This window comes from Anaerostipes caccae L1-92 (assembly GCF_014467075.1).
In the GTDB taxonomy this organism is placed as follows: Bacteria; Bacillota; Clostridia; order Lachnospirales; family Lachnospiraceae; genus Anaerostipes; species Anaerostipes caccae.
In genome coordinates, this window is sequence record NZ_AP023027.1 from 2531803 (window position 1) to 2551270 (window position 19468).

General features: G+C 44.9%; 15 protein-coding genes. 1 reads left to right on the plus strand and 14 read right to left on the minus strand.

Going from position 1 to position 19468, the window contains the following annotated elements; translation table 11 throughout:
* Positions 1-120 precede the first annotated feature (120 nt).
* Positions 121-3798: an efflux RND transporter permease subunit gene (locus tag ANCC_RS12385; protein ID WP_006568049.1), complete on the minus strand. Its 3678-nt coding sequence runs from the start codon at positions 3796-3798 to the stop codon at positions 121-123.
* Between the two features lie 136 nt (positions 3799-3934).
* Between ANCC_RS12385 and ANCC_RS12390 the strand changes: the two genes are divergently transcribed.
* The gene (locus ANCC_RS12390; RefSeq protein ID WP_006568050.1) at positions 3935-4576 is read left to right on the plus strand and encodes a superoxide dismutase; all 642 of its coding nucleotides are present in this window, start codon (positions 3935-3937) and stop codon (positions 4574-4576) included.
* A gap of 69 nt (positions 4577-4645) precedes the next feature.
* Here the strand turns inward: ANCC_RS12390 and guaB are convergent, their stop codons facing one another.
* The 13 genes from guaB to ANCC_RS12455 form a co-directional block, all read right to left on the minus strand.
* Entirely contained in the window at positions 4646-6100 is a 1455-nt protein-coding gene (gene guaB, locus ANCC_RS12395; protein ID WP_006568051.1) for an IMP dehydrogenase, read from the minus strand.
* Positions 6101-6223: 123 nt separating this feature from the next.
* Entirely contained in the window at positions 6224-6592 is a 369-nt protein-coding gene (locus ANCC_RS12400; protein WP_006568052.1) for a PTS glucitol/sorbitol transporter subunit IIA, read from the minus strand.
* A 15-nt stretch (positions 6593-6607) separates the two neighbouring features.
* Positions 6608-7996, minus strand: coding sequence for an NADPH-dependent glutamate synthase (gene gltA / locus ANCC_RS12405; protein ID WP_006568053.1), 1389 nt, complete (start codon positions 7994-7996; stop codon positions 6608-6610).
* A gap of 2 nt (positions 7997-7998) precedes the next feature.
* Positions 7999-8820, minus strand: a complete 822-nt coding sequence (locus tag ANCC_RS12410; RefSeq protein WP_022261290.1) for a sulfide/dihydroorotate dehydrogenase-like FAD/NAD-binding protein — start codon at positions 8818-8820, stop codon at positions 7999-8001.
* A 161-nt stretch (positions 8821-8981) separates the two neighbouring features.
* Positions 8982-10079 carry a coiled-coil domain-containing protein gene (locus ANCC_RS12415; protein ID WP_156340285.1) on the minus strand — a complete coding sequence of 366 codons (1098 nt, stop codon included), beginning with the start codon at positions 10077-10079 and terminating at the stop codon, positions 8982-8984.
* A 185-nt stretch (positions 10080-10264) separates the two neighbouring features.
* Complete coding sequence (groL, locus tag ANCC_RS12420) at positions 10265-11893, minus strand: chaperonin GroEL (protein ID WP_006568088.1); 1629 nt, start codon at positions 11891-11893, stop codon at positions 10265-10267.
* A gap of 21 nt (positions 11894-11914) precedes the next feature.
* On the minus strand, positions 11915-12187 hold the full coding sequence (locus ANCC_RS12425) for a co-chaperone GroES (protein WP_006568089.1): 273 nt from the start codon (positions 12185-12187) through the stop codon (positions 11915-11917).
* Between the two features lie 143 nt (positions 12188-12330).
* Positions 12331-12921, minus strand: coding sequence for a GrpB family protein (locus ANCC_RS12430; protein WP_156340282.1), 591 nt, complete (start codon positions 12919-12921; stop codon positions 12331-12333).
* 124 nt (positions 12922-13045) lie between these two features.
* On the minus strand, positions 13046-14704 hold the full coding sequence (locus ANCC_RS12435) for a glutamine--tRNA ligase/YqeY domain fusion protein (protein WP_006568091.1): 1659 nt from the start codon (positions 14702-14704) through the stop codon (positions 13046-13048).
* Between the two features lie 54 nt (positions 14705-14758).
* Complete coding sequence (radA, locus tag ANCC_RS12440) at positions 14759-16114, minus strand: DNA repair protein RadA (protein WP_006568092.1); 1356 nt, start codon at positions 16112-16114, stop codon at positions 14759-14761.
* A gap of 15 nt (positions 16115-16129) precedes the next feature.
* Positions 16130-16543, minus strand: a complete 414-nt coding sequence (locus ANCC_RS12445) for a hypothetical protein (RefSeq protein WP_006568093.1) — start codon at positions 16541-16543, stop codon at positions 16130-16132.
* Between the two features lie 56 nt (positions 16544-16599).
* Positions 16600-19062: an ATP-dependent Clp protease ATP-binding subunit gene (locus tag ANCC_RS12450; protein ID WP_006568094.1), complete on the minus strand. Its 2463-nt coding sequence runs from the start codon at positions 19060-19062 to the stop codon at positions 16600-16602.
* Between the two features lie 9 nt (positions 19063-19071).
* The gene (locus ANCC_RS12455) at positions 19072-19449 is read right to left on the minus strand and encodes a GntR family transcriptional regulator (protein ID WP_009290300.1); all 378 of its coding nucleotides are present in this window, start codon (positions 19447-19449) and stop codon (positions 19072-19074) included.
* Positions 19450-19468: the final 19 nt, after the last annotated feature.

A 19468-nucleotide genomic window follows, 5' to 3' on the forward strand; every position in this document is an offset into this window, starting at 1 on the left:
TTTCACTCCTTTACAAACAAAAACCATGTCATAATACATGACATGATTCTTGTCTTATTATAGCTTTCCATCATCAAAATGTAAAGCCAAGCTCATTTATTTAATACATTTGTAAGAAAATCAGGATCTCTGCCTTTTCTTCTTTCTGTTAAACACCAGGTAGATACAAGGGATAAAGATTAATGTAAGCAAAGTTCCATAAATCAGTCCCCCGATCGTAACGATGGCCATCGGCTGTACCATTTCTGCCCCGGATCCAATACCCAGTGCCATGGTAGAAAGACCCAGAATTGTCGTGATCGCCGTCATTAAAATCGGCCGGATTCTCATGGAACCGGCAGTTATGACAGCATCCATGATCTCGTAGCCTTTATCTCTCAGCTGATTGATCGTATCCACCAGAACGATACCATTATTTACGATGATACCGGACAGCATGACGAAACCGATCATGGCAATGATGCTCAGATCCTTGCCCGCCACAAACAGTCCGATCAGACCTCCTGTAAATGCCAGAGGAATTGTAAACAGGATAATGAAAGGAGACTTGAGTGACTGGAACTGTGCCACCATAATCAGATACATAAATGCGATTGCCAAAATCAGCATCAATCCTACCTGTCCCGCGGTATCATTTATGGATTCCATCTCACCCGCCACTTTATAACTGTATCCTGCTGGCGCCTTGTACCCCTTCAGCGCTTTGGTCACATTCTGGCTGACGATACCGATATTGTAACCGTCCTCAAGCTCTGCGGTTACATTCAGTATTCTCTCCTGAGCTGATCTTGAGATCGTAGAGAGACTGTCGGTATCACTGAAGCTGGCTACTTTGGAAAGTGCCACTTCCCTGCTCTCCCCTTTCTTCGTTCCAGTGAGCTTCATTTTCTTCAGCTGTGCTCTTGTAATATTGTCCTTGGTGTCATTGGACACTTTTACATCCCACTGTTTTTCATTCTGGCTGATCGTAGTCGCTGTGGAGCCCTCCTGAATCTTGGAGCTGAGCTGCTGATAAACGGTCGCCACCGTGAGACCATATTTTGCGGCTTTTGCTTTATCAACTGTAACATGGATATCGGGAGTCGTCTCCTCCTGTCCGTCACTGACATTCTTCGTGCCTTTGACAGATTCCACCCTTTTTGCAATATCACTGGCTGTCCTGCGGAGCGTTTTCATATCATTTCCTTTGACTTCGATGGCAATCCCGCTTCCTCCGAGGGCGCTCATATCCATGTTTGACTCCTGTACCTGGATCTCACAGTCGAATTTCTTTGTCTTTTTTAAGATCTCATTTTTTATCTCTTTATTTGTCTGCTTTTTATCTTCTTTCAGCATGATATACATGCTGGCTGTATCCTGATTTGCCTTGCTTCCCGACGAAGTGCCTCCCATGCCTGATGAACTGCTCACCATAGCTCCGACGCCGTCTACATCAGGAATCTCACGAATTTTTTTCATGACCGTATCAGACATAGCCGCCGTATCACTCAGACCTGATCCTTTCGGCATCTCGATGGTAAGGCTCATCTGTGAACTGTCCATAGACGGCATCAGGGAAGTTCCAATCCTTGTTGCCCCGATCACTGCTCCCACAAACACTGCCAGCGTCAGTACGATGGCAATCCATTTCCTCCTGAGCACCTTATCCATGACTCCGCGGTACAAAGACTGAAGTCCGTCAAACAGCCTGTTGTCCTTTTCCGTCACTTTGTGAAGCACTCCGGCGGACATCATCGGAACAAAAGTCACTGCAACGATCAGACTGGCAATCAGTGAATATCCGATTGTCAGCGCCATATCGGAAAACAGCTTCTTCGTAAGTCCTGTTGTGAACACAATCGGCAGGAAGACAGAGATTGTTGTCAGCGTAGAAGCAGTGATTGCTCCGGCTACCCCTTTTGCTCCTTCGATCGCAGCCTCCTTGACCGGCACCCCTTCTTTTCTCAGCCGGTAAATATTCTCTATAACAACAATCGAGTTATCCACCAGCATACCGACTCCGAGCGCAAGGCCGGAGAGGGAAATAACATTCAGGGTAATGCCGCTGAAATACATCATAACCACGGCAAACACTACACTAATCGGAATGGAGCAGGCGATGACGGCAGTAGGTTTGATATCCTTTAAAAACACAAGCAGGATCAGCACTGCCAGCACTGCACCCATTCCAAGATTCTGCAGAACAGATCCTACAACCATATCTATGTAGATTCCCTGATCCATTAAGTTTGTATAATGCAGTCCGGGGTTCTCTTTTTTGAGTGTTTCCAGCTTCTCGGAAACCCTCTTTGATACGTCTGCCGTAGAGTAATTGTTCTGTTTCTGAATGCTCAGCACTGCCGCATCATTGCCATTTACCCTGCAGTAGTTATCCTTTTTATTGTTGACAACTGCCACATCTGCAACATCACTCAGACGGATCGGCGCAAAGTTATCAATGCCGAGATCCATCAGCTCCATGTCTTCCAGATCTTCCTGACTGGTAACTTTATCCCCGACTCTGACCAGATATTGTGTGTTGTCTTCTGAAATATATCCCGCAGGCATTTCAAAATTCTGTGCGATCAGCATGGCTTTTACATTGTCCACAGTCAGCTTATCTTTTATGTCAGCCGCCGCTTTTGCCTGCTTTTTGCTGGCATCCAGCTGCTGCTGGCCCGCAGCGATCTGTGATTCGCCCTGTGCGATGCCGATCTCTCCTGATGTCATCTGGCTGTTGGCATTGGCGGTCTGGGCAGTCACTGTCGTCAGATTGGCGTCGATCTGTTTTTTGCCCTTCTGGATCTGCTTTAACGCCTTCTGTAAAACTTCAATATTTTTATCCAGGGTCTTTATCGTACTGTCTGCTGTTTTCAGCTGCTTTTTAATCTCTGTGATCTGAGCCTGAAGCTGCGCCTTCTGTGCGGGGTCTGTCACAGTTTTGAGCTGTGCCTCCAGCTGTTTAAGTCCTTCTTCCCCCGCCTGTTTTACAAGTTCCAAAGCTTTTTTCTGATTTTGAAGATTGGTAAGAGCACTTGTGACCTCTACCTCCTTCTGGGCAAGGCTTAATTTCCCGCTGTTTAGAGCCGTCTGTGCTTTCGCAAGGGTATCGTTGAGCTCCGTTCTCTTAGAATTCAGCTGTGCCTTGCTTCCGTCAAGTTTTGCTTTCGCCCGGTCCAGCTCATCCTGAGCCTCGTCAAACTGGCCGTCCAAAGCCTTTTGAATCTTTTTATTTAATGATTTGATCTTGTCCTCATTGATGATAACATTGATATTCTCTTCAAGCATTCCGGTCTCGCTTACAGAGGCAACACCTTCCACTGCCTCCACACCCGGAGAAACTTTGTCTTTGATCAGCTTTGAAATCTCAGACATATCTTTGTTGTCCGAATCAATCGCAGTCACAAGCACCGGCATCATGTCCGGATTTAATTTCATGATCGTAGGATTGCCTACTTTGTCAGGCCAGTATCCTTTGATCATATCCAGCTTTTCCCGCATATCAAGAGCTGCCGAATCCATATTGGCATCGCCTTCAAACTCCATATAGACAACGGACATATTCTCACTGGAGGAAGATGCCACCTGTTTGATGTTGGATATGGTTGCCATGGCCTGTTCCACTGGCTTTGTCACCGTAGTCTCCACTTCTTCAGGAGAAGCCCCCTGATAGGTAGTCATGACAAGAGCGTATGGAAGTTCCATACTCGGAAGCAAGTCCGTAGTCATTTTGGAAAAAGAGACAATGCCCAGAATAATTACCAGGATGACTCCCACAATGACAGTATATGGCTTGCGCACACTAAATTTTGAAAACATGTTTTTTCCCCTTTTGAGTTTTTGTATTATAAGAATAATACAATGTTAGCATGACCGCTCAAAGGATTCAAGTTTTTTTGAATATTATTTTAGATTCCCACGTAAAATAAAAAGAAAAAAGGAGATAAATTATAATATGAATGAAACATACCCATTTTCCCTCGAACCGCTTCCATACGATTATGATGCCCTGGAGCCGGTGATTGACGCTGAAACCCTCAGATTTCATCACGATAAACATCTTGCCGCCTATGTAGAAAAACTGAATGCGGCAATCAAACCCCACCAAGATCTGCATAACATGACGCTGGAACAGCTGCTTACAGAACCTGACAAAATTCCGGAAGAAGCAAAAACCCCTGTTAAGAACAACGGCGGAGGAGTTTACAACCATCAAGTATATTTTAACGCTATGGAAAAGGATGAATTCACAACTCCCGAAGGAGAAATTGGAAAAGCCATAGAGAGAGATTTCGGGTCCCTTGATGCCTTCATGAAAGAAATGACAGAGGCCGCATTGTCACAGTTTGGTTCCGGTTATGGATGGCTTGTAAATAACAATGGAAAACTAAAAGTGATAAATCTTCCAAATCAGGATGTACCGCTCAGTGATACTCTTTATCCTCTGCTTCCTGTCGATATCTGGGAACATGCTTATTATCTCCAGTACCAAAATCGGCGCCCTGATTATGTGAACAACTGGTTTTCACTAATCAACTGGGACTATGTAAACAAACGGCTTGAAGACAGCAGACAATGGTTTGAAGAGCACCAGTAAACCTGCACATTCAAAAAGCAGCAGTTAATTTTTATAACTGCTGCTTTTTATTTTTCCATAGGAAAGTTCTTAAACGTCTACGCTGTAATTAGGTGCTTCTTTTGTGATATGAATGTCATGCGGATGGCTTTCTTTCAAGGATGCAGCCGTAATCTGTACAAACTGTCCCTTCTCCTGCAGTTCTTCTACGGTTTTTGCCCCGCAGTATCCCATGCCGGAGCGGAGTCCGCCGAGCAGCTGGAAAATGGTGTCTTCTGCAGTCCCTCTGTATGCCACACGGCCCTCGACACCTTCCGGAACCAATTTCTTAGCGTTTGTCTGGAAATAGCGGTCTTTGCTTCCGCATTCCATAGCTGCTAAGGATCCCATGCCGCGGTATACTTTATATTTTCTTCCCTGGTAGAGTTCAAACTCTCCTGGGCTCTCATCACATCCGGCCATCATACTTCCGAGCATACATGCACTGGCACCGGCTGCAATCGCTTTTGTAATATCTCCTGAAAACTTGATCCCGCCGTCTGCAATGATCGGAATCCCTGCTTTCTTTGCCTCTTCATATGCCCCCATAATCGCAGTAATCTGCGGAACACCGATTCCGGCAACCACACGGGTGGTACAGATGGATCCTGGTCCGATTCCCACTTTGACAGCGTCGGCCCCTGCCTCAATCAATGCTTTTGTACCCTCTGCCGTGGCTACATTTCCTGCAATGACCTGCAGTTCAGGATATGCCTTTTTCGCCATTCTGACTGCCTTTAATACGTTTGCAGAATGTCCATGGGCTGAGTCGACAACCACTACATCTACGTGAGCTTTTACCAATGCATCCACACGGTCCAAGATATCGGCTGTGATCCCCACACCGGCACCACACAGCAGTCTGCCCTGTTCGTCTTTTGCAGCATGCGGGTATTTGATCTGTTTTTCAATATCCTTAATAGTAATTAAACCTTTTAAGTTAAAGTCTTTGTCCACGATCGGAAGTTTTTCTTTCCTTGCCTTCCCTAAAATCTGTTTTGCCTCTTCCAGGGTGATCCCTTCCTGCGCTGTGACAAGATTTTCTGATGTCATGGATTCCTTGATCTTCTTTGAAAAATCTGTTTCGAACTTTAAATCACGGTTTGTGATGATTCCGACCAGTTTGGTTCCCTCAGTAATCGGCACCCCTGATATGCGGTATTTTCCCATCAGGTCATCTGCATCCTGGATCGTATGTTCAGGACTTAAAGAAAAAGGATCTGTGATGACACCGTTTTCCGAACGTTTTACCTTGTCCACTTCGTCTGCCTGCTGTGCAATGGTCATATTCTTATGAATGATACCGATACCGCCCTGCCTTGCCATTGCGATCGCCATACGGTGCTCTGTTACCGTATCCATGCTGGCACTCATTAAAGGAATATTTAATGTAATCTTGTCTGTCAGACGGGTCTCTGTCACCACTTCATTTGCGATTACTTCTGAATATCCCGGAACTAATAATACGTCGTCAAATGTGATTCCCTGGCCAATTAACTTTCCCATTTTTTCCTCGCTTTCTATGTCTTTCGTATTCTAATTTATAGTTTTATACTATAACAAATTCTAAATTCTTTGTCAACAAACAAAGGATTATTGTCCGAAAACAATAATCCTTTGTACAATCGTCTAGTCTTCTTTAATTGCGATCTTTGATCCGACTTTTAACTTAGGCATTGGCTTGGCCTCAACACAGATGCTTCCCGGAAGCCCTGCCTCAGCTGCCCCGCTGAATACTACCGTCAGATGTCCAAGAGTCTCTAAATTAGACTGGGCAATCTCTCCCACAGCCGTGATCTTAAACTCTGCACCGTCAATCACCAGTGTGTTTCCTTTGCCGATTGTCCCGTCTACTTGATTGACATCGATAAAATGGCAGAAATCCTTTAATGTATCCGGAACATTCTCACCGAACAGCACAAACATCCCTTCGTCATAAAAGGCATCAACCTGGTCTCCCAATTCATAGACAGATGTTTGAAAAATAGTTTTGCTCATATCCTGTCCTCCCGATTATCCTCTTAACTTTTTGTCAATGGCTGCCGCAGCTTTCTTCCCGGCACCCATGGCCAAAATGACAGTTGCCGCACCCGTGACAGTATCTCCTCCTGCATAGACTCCGTCTTTGCTTGATTCCATCGTCTCCTCGTCAACAATGATACCGCCCCATTTCTGAACATCCAAGCCTGGTGTTGTGTGACGGATTAACGGGTTCGGACTCTGTCCAATCGCGATGACAACAGTATCTACATCAATATCGTAGTTGGACCCTTCAATCGGAACCGGAGACCTTCTTCCTGAGGCATCGGGTTCTCCTAATTCCTGTTTTACGATCTCCATCTTCTCTACCCATCCGTCCTCATTTGCCTTAATGGCTACCGGATTATTTAAAAACTTAAAGATAATTCCTTCTTCTTTAGCATGGTGAAGTTCTTCCAGACGGGCAGGAGCTTCCTCTTCACTTCGTCTGTAAACAATATATACCTCATCTGCTCCAAGACGCTTCGCTGTTCTGGCAGCATCCATCGCTACGTTTCCTGCTCCCACGACTGCAACTTTCTTTCCGATCTTGACCGGGGTCGGGTACTCTGGGAATTCGTAACCCTTCATGAGGTTCACACGGGTTAAGAATTCATTGGCAGAATAAACTCCCAGGTAGTTTTCTCCCGGTATATTTAAGAATCTTGGAAGTCCTGCTCCGCTGCCCACAAAGACAGCTTCATATCCGTCTTCCATCAGCTCGTCGATGGTAACAGATCTTCCGACAATCACATTGGTCTCGATCTTCACGCCAAGATTCTCAACAGATTCTATTTCTTTCGCCACTAGATCCTTTGGAAGACGGAATTCCGGAATTCCGTAGCTCAGTACTCCGCCCGGCTTGTGCAGTGCTTCAAACACTGTCACTTCATATCCTTTTTTGATCAGTTCACCGGCACAGGTAATACCTGCAGGTCCGCATCCTACGACTGCGACTTTCTTTCCATTCTTTTCGATGCTGACTTCAGCCGGTTCTGCATTTGCCATGTGGTAGTCTGCAACAAACCGCTCCATACGCCCGATACCAACAGGTTCACCCTTGATCCCACGGACACATTTACCCTCACACTGATTTTCCTGAGGACATACGCGGCCGCAGATAGCAGGCAGGGCATTCTCACTCGTGATTACTTCATAAGCGCCTTCAAAATCACCTGCAGCTACTTTTTCGATAAATTCCGGAATCGGTACATTGACCGGACATCCGTTGACACACGGTTTATTTTTGCAGTTTAAGCAGCGGGTTGCTTCTTCCATAGCCATTTCTTTCGTATATCCCAAAGCAACTTCTTTAAAGTTCTTATTCCGAACATTCGGATCCTGTTCCGGCATTGCTACTTTATTTGGACTCATATTTGCCATGACTATTTACCCCTCCCAATCTTACACTCGTGTTCTTCTTCTCTGAACATTGTCTGACGTTTCATACATTCATCAAAATCCACCTGGAATCCGTCAAAATCCGGTCCGTCCACACAGGCAAACTTCGTTTCTCCGCCTACTGTGACACGGCATCCGCCGCACATACCGGTTCCGTCAATCATGATTGGATTCAGGGATACCATCGTCGGAATATCATGCTGTTTTGTAATCTTTACAACATTTTTCATCATGATCAGCGGCCCGATCGCGATGACTTCGTCATACTTTACGCCTTTTGCAATCTGATCTTCCAGAACATTCGTAACAAATCCTTTTGTTCCAAGGCTTCCGTCATCTGTGGCAATAAATACATTTTCACAGAACTCTTCAAATTTCTCTTTTAAGATAACAAATTCTGCACTCTTGCCTCCGATAATAACATCTACAGGAACTCCCATTTCGGCAAGTTTGCGAAGCTGAGGATAAAGAGGTGCTGCACCGACTCCGCCTGCCACACCTAAAACTCTCTCTCGTTTATGTAAGATGGACGGCTGTCCAAGAGGACCTACAAAATCGGCTACATAGTCTCCCTCTTTCTTCTTGCTTAATAATTCTGTGGAATATCCGACAACCTGATAAATGATTGTGACTGTTTCCTTTTCTCTGTCATAATCTGCGATAGTCAAAGGAACTCTCTCGCCTTTTTCATCAACACGGATAATAATGAACTGACCTGGTTCACACTTCCTTGCAACGAATGGTGCGTGAATTTCCATCAATTCAACCAAGTTATTAAGTGTCTCTTTTTTTACTATTTTATACACCAAATACACCTCTTTCTGCATCTTTTAATATCTTTTTTATTATATCGTGAAACTGTACAATAGCAAAGCATTTTTTTGAAATTCTTAAAATACTCTTAACAAATGAAAAAACCGGCCTTGTTTCTGCACAGAAAAAAGGAGAAAGAACCGGCTCCTTCTCCTTAAAATATTTTGTTTAATTTTACACTGTGATTTGTGACTGTCTTTTTTAACAGATCGACATCGGTCTCCAAAACATCCTGTCTTCTTATAACCATCTTGTATCTGGATGAATCTTCACGGTTTTCAAAGAGTACATTTAATTTGGTGCAGATTTCATTCTCCAGAATCATATGAATATCGGAAAATCCAGCTTCCATTTTGGTTTTAAGATCAGATACCTCTCCTTCCGTTCGCTCCAAACGGGATTCTATGGAATTTGTCTTCTCTGATATAAAATCTATTTTTTCTGACATAAGATTTGACTTTTCTGTGAGAATATCAGTGCGCTGTAAGAGAAGGCTGTTTTGTTCACTTAGGAATTTTGTCGTCTGATCCAGCTGATCTGTTTTTTCTTCCAAAGCAGAGGTTCTTTCATTTAATTCCTGAATACTGCTTTCCATTCTGTCTGTTTTTTCGTCCAGTCTCTGGATATCCTGACTTAATCCATCTGTCTTCTCATCCAGTCTCCGGATATCCTGGCTCAGTCCGTCTGTTTTCTCATCCAGTCTCTGGATATCCTGGCTCAGTCCATCTGTCTTCTCATCCAGTCTCTGGATATCCTGACTTAATCCGTCTGTCTTCTCATCCAGTCTCTGAATATCCTGGCTCAGTCCGTCTGTTTTCTCATTCAGTCTCTGGATATCCTGGCTCAGTCCGTCTGTCTTCTCATCCAGTCTCTGGATATCCTGGCTCAGTCCGTCTGTTTTCTCATCCAGTCTCTGGATATCCTGACTTAATCCATCTGTCTTCTTATCCAGCCTTTGAATATCCTGACTTAATCCGTCTGTCTTCTCATCCAGTCTCTGGATATCCTGGCTCAGTCCGTCTGTTTTCTCATCCAGTCTCTGGATATCCTGACTTAATCCATCTGTCTTCTCATCCAGTCTCTGAATGTCCTGAACGATCATATCTGTTTTTTCTTCCAGATTCTCTGTTTTTACCGTCAGCAGATCCACTTTTCTCTCAACACGTCCCATTCGTCCGTCAAAGGCTGTCATACTGGAATTCACCTGCTGCATCAGATTATACATGTCTTTTATCATTTGTTCTTCCGGCAACTTTTTTCGCCTCCTTCTTACATATTTTAGAAATTGTAAATATTATACTTCTTTCTTTACTCTTTGTCTACCCTTTTGTACTGAAATGCATTTTTTATGTCATGAAAAAAAGAAGGCTGACGAGTTTATCAGCCTTCTCTTTGTTTCTGTATCTCTTTTACAATCAAACACCTTATGAAATCCGATTACATCATTCCCATTCCCGGTGCTCCTGCTCCAGCCGGCATTGCCGGTGCATCTTCTTTGATATTAGCAACAACAGATTCTGTTGTCAGTAAGGTAGATGCAACAGATGTTGCATTCTGTAATGCACTTCTTGTTACCTTAGCCGGATCAATGATGCCTGCTTCAATCATATTTACATATTTTCCATTTAATGCGTCGAATCCGAATCCAACTTCCTGTTCTTCAACTTTATTGATGATAACAGAACCTTCCAGTCCTGCGTTTGCAGCAATGTGGAATAATGGAGCCTGGAGAGCTTTGAGGATAATATTTGCACCTGTCTTTTCATCGCCCTCTAATTCTTCTGCCATTTTTGCAACCTTCTTGGAAGCATGGATATAAGCAGAACCGCCGCCGAAAATAATACCTTCTTCAACTGCTGCCTTTGTCGCTGCCAGGGCGTCTTCCAGACGAAGTTTACTTTCTTTCATCTCTGTCTCTGTCGCCGCACCTACACGGATAACTGCAACACCACCGGATAATTTTGCGAGTCTTTCCTGTAATTTTTCTTTATCAAATTCAGAAGTTGTCTCATCCAGCTGACCCTTGATCTGTCCGATTCTTGCCTGGATTGCATCCTTAGATCCTTCTCCGTCAACAATCACTGTGTTTTCTTTTTCAACTTTTACAGATTTTGCACGGCCTAACTGATCAATCGTTGTTTCTTTCAAATCTAATCCGACTTCCTCAGAAATCACAGTTCCGCCTGTAAGGATTGCAATATCCTCTAACATCGCTTTTCTTCTGTCACCGTATCCAGGTGCCTTCACTGCACACACAGAGAATGTTCCGCGCAGTTTATTAACGATCAATGTTGTCAGTGCTTCGCCTTCAATATCTTCTGCGATGATCAGAAGTTTCTTTCCGCTCTGTACGATCTGCTCTAAGATTGGAAGGATATCCTGAATATTAGAAATCTTCTTATCTGTGATCAGGATATATGGGTCTTCTAATTCAGCGACCATTTTTTCCATGTCTGTTGAGAAGTAAGCAGATAAATATCCGCGGTCAAACTGCATACCTTCCACTAAATCTAACTCTGTCTTCATTGTCTTAGATTCTTCGATTGTGATAACACCGTCGTTAGACACCTTTTCCATAGCATCCGCAACTAACTCCCCGACTTCCTCATCACTGGCAGAAATTGCAGCAACTTTTGCGATCTGATCTTTGCCGTTTACTTTACTGCTCATCTCAGCGATTGCTTCTACTGCCGCATCTGTTGCCTTTTTCATTCCTTTTCTTAAAATAATCGGATTTGCACCTGCCGCAAGGTTTTTCATTCCTTCATTTACCATTGCCTGGGCTAAAACAGTGGCTGTTGTAGTACCATCACCTGCAACATCATTTGTCTTTGTTGCAACTTCTTTTACAATCTGAGCACCCATGTTCTCGAATGCATCTTCTAATTCAATCTCTTTTGCGATTGTCACACCGTCGTTTGTGATCAGAGGAATACCAAAAGATTTATCTAACACTACATTTCTTCCTTTTGGTCCGATGGTAACTCTGACTGTATCTGCTAACTGGTTTACACCTGCTTCTAACGCTTTTCTTGCATCAATTCCGTATTTGATTTCTTTTGCCATGATTCGTCTCCTCCAAAAATCCTATTCTACAACTGCCAAAATATCGTTCTGTTTTACGATGATGTATTCATCATCTCCACATTTCACTTCAGTTCCCGCATATTTGGAATAGATGACTTTCTGTCCTTTTTCTACTTCCATTTTCACTTCATCCGTTCCAGGTCCGACTGCGACAACTTCGGCTTCCTGCGGTTTTTCCTGAGATGCTGTTGTCAACACGATTCCGGATTTTGTTGTAGTCTCAGCTTCCAGCTGTTTCAGCACTACTCTGTCTCCTAATGGTTTTAAATTCATATCATTACCTCCTAAAATTCAGATGAAATTCTTTTGTCTTATTTACCCGATTATTGTTAGCACTCACTCTCATCGAGTGCTAATCACAAAATATAGTATAACACCCTATCAAAAAATTGCAAGGGCTTTTTTGAAAAATTTTTTCACTTTTCACCGTCTGGCCGGTAGATATCTCCAAACTCTTTCCGGGCCTTTTTCGTGCACTCTCTTACAAAATCTGTCTTTGCCCTTGTATAGGCATCCCTGTCATGTTCATATTTTTTCTGAAGACCAGTCTTTAATTTCCCGTATTCTTCTGCCGCCTCCCGATGCCGTTTCAAATAATCCCGGAAATAAAGTTCATCCCAGTCCCCCGTATACCTTACATGGAGATGATAGACTTTCTTTGCAAATCCCTGTAAAGTATAACCTTTCATAAACATCATATGCGGGGGAGGATTCCTCGGCTTCTTCTCATAGATATATCCTTCTTTCTCCACCGCCCGGATCAGTTCCTTCAGGTCGCAGTGTTCTTCAATTTCCAAAAGGATATCAATCGTAGGCTTAGCCAAAAGCCCTTTCACAGCCGTGCTGCCGATGTGACTGATCCTCGCCACCTGGTCCCGCCCAATCGAATGAAGCAGCAGTTTCTTTTCATTTTCATACATCTGCTTCCATTCTTCCTTATGGCCGCACAAAACTATGGGAAAAAGTTCCCACAGTTCTTCATTGGACATCTCCGTAAGATTTTTCATCTTCATCTCCTTCATTGTTTCCAAAAATTAAACAAAGTAGTCAAATGCACTCTGCGGAGCATTCTTCATTTCTCAGAAAATGAAAAGATAAGCCGTTATAAAACGGCTTATCTCTCTTCTGCTTCTATTTAGGCTGATAAGAGCTCTTCATAGAAACAATGCGGTTAAATACCATGTGATCCTTTGTTGTATCTTTTGTGTCCAGGCAAAAATACCCCTGTCTGACAAACTGGAAGCTGTCTCCAGGAGCTGCCTCCTCAAGAGACGGCTCAACATAGCAGTCTTTTAATATTATGAGAGAATCTGGATTTAAATTAACAGATCCATCCTCGTTATACACGCCTTTTTCCTCATCTACAATATTTTCATATAAACGGACTTCGGCCTTTTTTGCAAAAGGAGCGGCAACCCAGTGAATGGTCCCCTTCACTTTTCGTCCGTCGGGGCTGTTGCCTCCTCTGGATTCCGGATCATAGGTACAGAGTACCTCTGTGACATTTCCGTCCTCATCGGTCACGTAGTCTGTGCAGGTCACAAAATATCCGTTCATCAGACGCACTTCGTTGCCGGGATACAGACGGAAATACTTCTTCGGCCTCTCAATCTTAAAATCATCCCGCTCTATATACAGTTCTCTGCAAAACGGCACTTTTCTTGTGCCCATCTCTTCATTTTCCTGATTATTTTTTACTTCCATATACTCTACCTTGTCTTCCGGGTAGTTTGTAATAACCAGCTTGATTGGGTCCAGGACAGCCGATACCCTTGGCTTTTTCAGCTTCAGGTCATCTCTGATGCAGTACTCAAGCATGGCATAATCAACGGAGCTGTGACTCTTAGCCACACCGACCAGCTCCATAAACCTGCGGATGGATTCCGGAGTATATCCACGGCGTCTCAGTGCAGACAGCGTCACAAGCCTCGGATCATCCCAGCCGTCCACGATTCCGTCATCCACCAGCTTCTTGATATAGCGTTTTCCCGTGACTACATTGGTAAGATAAAGTTTTGCAAACTCAATCTGCTTCGGCGGATGTACAAACTCGCACTCTTTTACAACCCAGTCATATAGCGGCCTGTGATCCTCAAACTCCAGTGTACAGATGGAATGAGTCACGCCTTCAAAGGCATCCTCCAGCGGATGCGCAAAATCATACATCGGATAAATGCACCAATCGTCACCTGTATTGTGATGTTCCATTCTGGCAATACGGTAAAGGATCGGGTCCCTCATGTTCATATTACCGGAAGTCATATCAATCTTAGCCCTGAGCACCTTGCTTCCGTCTTCAAACTCTCCATTTTTCATTGCGCGGAATAATGCAAGGTTTTCTTCCGGTGTACGGTCTCTGTACGGACTGTTTTTTCCCGGTTCCGTCAGCGTTCCCCTGTATTCCCGGATCTCCTCCGGCGTCAGGTCGCACACGTAGGCCTTTCCTTTCTTGATCAGGAACTCTGCACATTCATACATACGGTCAAAATAATTGGATGCAAAATAAATCGTCTGGTCATAATCTGCTCCAAGCCACTCCACATCCTCTTTGATCGAATCTACATACTCGGTCTTTTCCTTCGTCGGATTCGTATCGTCAAACCGGAAATGAAAATCTCCGCCGTACTCTTTCGCCAGTCCATAGTTTAAAAGGATTGATTTGGCATGTCCGATATGCAGGTAGCCGTTTGGCTCCGGCGGGAACCTGGTCACAATTTTTTCGTATTTCCCTTCTTTCAGATCTTCTTCAATGATCTGTTCTATAAAATTTTTTGAGATCGCCTCTTCCATCGTGTCTCCATTCCTCCATACTTTTCATTATTCTCTAATAATATAAGACATATTTTAAATACAATCAAGGGCTTCTCTTACATTTGCGACGCCCAAAAGCCGCATGTTTGTCCTGATCTTTAAGCTGTCCACATTTGCCTTGGGAAGGATGCAGGTTTTAAATCCAAGCTTTTCCGCCTCTTTGATCCTCTGGTCTCCCTGGGATACTCTCCGTACCTCGCCTACCAGCCCGACTTCCCCGAAGATGATCGTATCTTCCGGGAGAGGTATGTTTTTATAGCTGGATGCAATGGCCAGAATAATCCCCAGGTCAATCGCCGGCTCTCCCAGCCTCATGCCTCCGGCCAGGTTCACATAGGCGTCACAGCCGCCCAGCTGGAGACCGACCCTTTTTTCCAAAACTGCCATAAGAAGATTGACCCTATTATAGTCAATTCCCACCGCTGTTCTCCTCGGCATCTGAAAACTCGTGGGAGAGATCAGTGCCTGAATCTCGATAAGAATCGGCCTGGTTCCCTCCAGGGAACATACTACCACAGAACCGGAGGCGTCCACAGGGCGCCCGTTCAGCATCATCTTGGACGGATTCTCCACCTCTGTAAGACCATCTGCGCACATCTCAAACACACCGATCTCATTTGTGGAGCCGAAGCGGTTCTTCACTCCCCGCAGAATCCGGTATGCCGCCTCCCTCTCCCCTTCAAAATATAGGACCGTATCCACCATATGCTCCAGTGTCCTGGGCCCTGCCACGACACCTTCCTTTGTCACATGTCCGACAATGAAGACTGCGATATTTTCTTCTTTTGCGATCCTCATCATCTGAGCCGTCACTTCCCGGACCTGGGATACACTTCCCGCTGCCGCGGTCAGTTCTTCACTAAACATCGTCTGGATGGAGTCTATCACGACAAACTCCGGGCGGACTTTGCGGATTCCCTCGAGGATCTCCTCCAGAATCGTCTCACAGAACAGCAGAAGTTCATCCTCAAATGCCCCGATCCTCTCTGCACGCATCTTAATCTGATGTGCGGACTCCTCCCCGGAAACATATAAAACTTTCCGCTTTGCATTTACTAAATTCCTGCAGACTTGGAGCAGCAGAGTAGACTTTCCGATCCCCGGGTCTCCGCCCACTAAAGACAGAGAGCCGGTCACAATTCCTCCTCCGAGAACTCTGTCCAGCTCACCTATGCCTGTCGGAATACGTTCCTCACTCTTTATAGAAACCTCTGACATATTCATAGGAGAGGCAGAAGCCCGCCTGGGCTTTGCCCCTCCCTTTTTTGTCACTGATTGTTTTTCTTCTACAAAGGTATTCCACGATTTGCAGGCCGGACACTGTCCCAGCCACTTGGATGATTCATGTCCGCACTCACTGCAGAAAAAGACGGTTTTTGCCTTTGCCATATCAGTTCCTGCTCCTTACTGTTTCTTCACACGGACCATAGCCGTCATGCCCGGATTCAGTTCCACACTCAGAGTGAGTTTTCCTCCTAGATTGGCCTTCATGTTTCCAACATTTATATTGTCTATATATACGCGGTATTCCTGTTCAGGCTCCACTTCAAGCGTTACCTGGACATCTTCTGATGCCTCGATCTCAAATGCCACTCCGTCTGTTGTTGCAGCAAAATTGTGGACGGCGGAACCCGGTACAGATTCAAAGATCAGCTGTCCGTTTTTGTCCAGCTTTGTCATTGTCTTGAAGGTTTTCACTTTGTACATATCCCCTTCAAATTCGATCTTGTCCTTTTTGGCTTTCGTATCTAATGTGTAATCTCCGAAGCTTAATGTCCCATTTTCTTCGCTGCGAAACAACTCTGTTACCACTGACATGTTCTTATCCTCCTATTAAATCTGCATTTGTTATTTTATTATATAATATTTGCTGCTTATTTACTAGCATCCTTTATCGAAAAAGTAAGGTTTTTGTCTTTTGCTCCGATCGTAAGCGCTGCTTCGTCCCGAAGCTCACCGCTTAAGATCTTATCTGCCAGCACATCCTCGATCTCACTCTGGATCACACGGCGCAGCGGTCTTGCACCGTACGTCTCACTGTACCCTTTGTCTGCCAGCAATGAAACGGCATTGGACGTGATCTTTACCGAGATCCGATGGTTTTTCATCAGCTGTTCCTTTAAATTGTTCAAAAAGAGTTTTGCAATTTCCCGGAGCTCATCTTTCGTCAGCATGGTAAATACAATCGTTCCGTCTATTCTGTTCAGGAATTCGGGCTTGAAAATCTGCCGCACCTCCTCCATCACACCCTGAGTCATCTTCTCATGATTCTTTTCCTTATCGGAAGTTCTGACAAACCCAAGCTGTTTCGGAGAAATGATCCTGGACGCGCCCGCGTTGGAAGTCATAATAAGCACTGTGTTTTTGAAATCGACTTTTCTTCCGTTGGAGTCCGTAATATGTCCGTCATCCAGCACCTGAAGCAGGATATTAAATACATCCGGATGCGCTTTTTCAATCTCATCCAGCAGGATCACAGAGTATGGATGCCTTCTGACCTGCTCACTCAGCTGTCCTCCTTCTCCGAAACCGACATATCCGGGAGGTGATCCGATGATCTTTGATACGCTGTGCTTTTCCATGTATTCAGACATGTCTACGCGGATCAGGTCTTCTTCCCTTCCGAACATGGCTTTCGCAAGACTCTTGGAAAGCTCTGTTTTACCCACACCGGTAGGCCCTAGAAATAAGAAGGAACCGATGGGGCGTTTTGGATCTTTCAGGCCGACCCTGCTGCGCTTTATAGCTCTGGCCACAGCTTCCACGGCCTTATCCTGTCCTATCACCTGTTTGTGAAGAATTTTTTCCAGATTCCGAAGTCTCTCCATCTCTCCCTGTTTCAGCTGGTTCACCGGGATCTTGGTCCAAAGAGAAATGATCTCCTCCACATCTTCCATCTCAATGGAAGGTATCTTCTTCTGCTGGTTTTCCATCCTGCGGTACTTCTTCTCAAGACTTTTGCCGAGTTCCTCTTTTTTGCTCTTCAGTTCTCTGGCTTTTTCAATCTGCCCGCTGCTGATGTAAGCTTCCATTTCTTTTACAATCTGCTTTTGCTGCTCCTGTTCCTCTTTCATATCCGACGGCACTTTCAAAGACTTCATCCGCTTTTTGGCACAGGCCTCGTCCAGAACGTCGATTGCTTTGTCAGGCAGAAACCGGTCGTTGACATACCGGCAGGAAAGATCCACCGCATAGGAAGTCACCTCTTCAGGAATCAGCACTCTGTGATGAGATTCAAACTTATATTTGAGCCCTTCAAGGATCTTGACTGCTTCTTTCACCGAAGGCTCCTCCACCAAAATAGACTGAAACCTCCGCACAAGTGCTGCATCCTTCTCAAAGTATTTGGTATATTCCTCGCTGGTTGTAGCCCCGATCAGCTGAAAGTCTCCCCGTGCGAGAGAGGGCTTCAGGATGTTGGATGCGTCCATGGCTCCCTCAGAACCTCCTGCCCCGATCATCGTGTGAATTTCGTCAATAAAGAGAATCACTGAAGGATCTTCCGTCACCTCGGAAATAATCTGTTTCATCCGCTCCTCAAACTCCCCCCGGTACTTCGTCCCTGCGATCACTCTTGTCAGATCCAGAGAGAGCAGTCTCTTATCCTTTAGATTAAGGGGCACGTTACCCTGCACGATCCTCGCAGCCAGCCCTTCAACGATAGCGGTCTTTCCCACACCCGGGTCTCCGATCAGACAAGGGTTATTTTTGGACCTCCTGCACAATACCTGCATCAGCCGCTCCATCTCGTCTTCTCTTCCGATCATTGGATCCAGTTCGTCGTCCTTTGCCTTCTGAGTCAGATCTGTGCTGAACTTCTCCAAAATATTTTCTCCGGCTCCGTCTTCCGTGAAATAATCATCAGGTGAACTGTTGGAAAATTCGTTCTTGGCAGATTTATAATCGATTCCCATTGTCACCAATGTATCAATGAATATGGCATCCACCGGAATCTTTTGCTGTGCCAGCAGCTGAACCGCTTCATTTTCGCCGTCCTTCAAAACCGCCAGCAGAACATGCTCTGTGCCGAGCACATCACTTCCGTACTTAACTGCCATCTGGGCGGCAAGGCTTAAAATCTCCTCTGTCCTGGGAGTAAAGGTTTTTACCTTTGTACGCCTCTTTTTTTCTGCAGTACGCGCCTTGAAAGCTTCTGAAAAAATCTCCTCAGACACCCCGTGCATCTTCAGTATCTCACAGGCCAGAGACCCCTTCATTTTAAGCAGTCCAAGCAAAAGAGACAAAGTTTCTATATGTTCTGCTCCAAGCCTCGCGGATATCTTTCCCGCCTCCTCCAATGCATGGCTTAAATATCTGGTAAGTGGTAATTTTCTCATTCTGTCCTCCTAATTTCTGTCAAGCTGTCCATATACGTGGCCGATCAGCTGATATAATTCTTCTCTCGTCACACCCTTGCAGATGGCCTGCGCCACCAAAATCTGAAGGCTCTCTTCCAATTCCTCCAGCTGCTTTGCCTTTTCATTGGCATCCACGCTTACGACTGCGCCTTTCCTCCGGTCCAGCTTCAAATAGCCTTCTTCTCTTAATATAGCATATGCTTTATTTACCGTATGCATGTTTACTCCTAAGATTTGTGCCAGCTGGCGCACCGACGGCAGGGACTCGCCATCCTGGATGTCGGAACACGCAATACCAACGATGATCTGGTTTCTCAGTTGAATATAAATGGCCTGATCGCTGTTAAAATCTACTTCAAGCAGCATATTCATCCCTTCCTTCTTT

What these genes read in the sequence shown, in the direction of transcription:
- ANCC_RS12385 (WP_006568049.1), bottom strand. Translation starts at nt 3,798, where the DNA reads ATGTTTTCAAAATTTAGTGTGCGCAAGCCATATACTGTCATTGTGGGA.
- ANCC_RS12390 (WP_006568050.1), top strand. Translation starts at nt 3,935, where the DNA reads ATGAATGAAACATACCCATTTTCCCTCGAACCGCTTCCATACGATTAT.
- guaB (WP_006568051.1), bottom strand. Translation starts at nt 6,100, where the DNA reads ATGGGAAAGTTAATTGGCCAGGGAATCACATTTGACGACGTATTATTA.
- ANCC_RS12400 (WP_006568052.1), bottom strand. Translation starts at nt 6,592, where the DNA reads ATGAGCAAAACTATTTTTCAAACATCTGTCTATGAATTGGGAGACCAG.
- gltA (WP_006568053.1), bottom strand. Translation starts at nt 7,996, where the DNA reads ATGGCAAATATGAGTCCAAATAAAGTAGCAATGCCGGAACAGGATCCG.
- groL (WP_006568088.1), bottom strand. Translation starts at nt 11,893, where the DNA reads ATGGCAAAAGAAATCAAATACGGAATTGATGCAAGAAAAGCGTTAGAA.
- ANCC_RS12425 (WP_006568089.1), bottom strand. Translation starts at nt 12,187, where the DNA reads ATGAATTTAAAACCATTAGGAGACAGAGTAGTGCTGAAACAGCTGGAA.
- ANCC_RS12430 (WP_156340282.1), bottom strand. Translation starts at nt 12,921, where the DNA reads ATGAAAAATCTTACGGAGATGTCCAATGAAGAACTGTGGGAACTTTTT.
- ANCC_RS12435 (WP_006568091.1), bottom strand. Translation starts at nt 14,704, where the DNA reads ATGGAAGAGGCGATCTCAAAAAATTTTATAGAACAGATCATTGAAGAA.
- radA (WP_006568092.1), bottom strand. Translation starts at nt 16,114, where the DNA reads ATGGCAAAGGCAAAAACCGTCTTTTTCTGCAGTGAGTGCGGACATGAA.
- ANCC_RS12445 (WP_006568093.1), bottom strand. Translation starts at nt 16,543, where the DNA reads ATGTCAGTGGTAACAGAGTTGTTTCGCAGCGAAGAAAATGGGACATTA.
- ANCC_RS12450 (WP_006568094.1), bottom strand. Translation starts at nt 19,062, where the DNA reads ATGAGAAAATTACCACTTACCAGATATTTAAGCCATGCATTGGAGGAG.
- ANCC_RS12455 (WP_009290300.1), bottom strand. Translation starts at nt 19,449, where the DNA reads ATGCTGCTTGAAGTAGATTTTAACAGCGATCAGGCCATTTATATTCAA.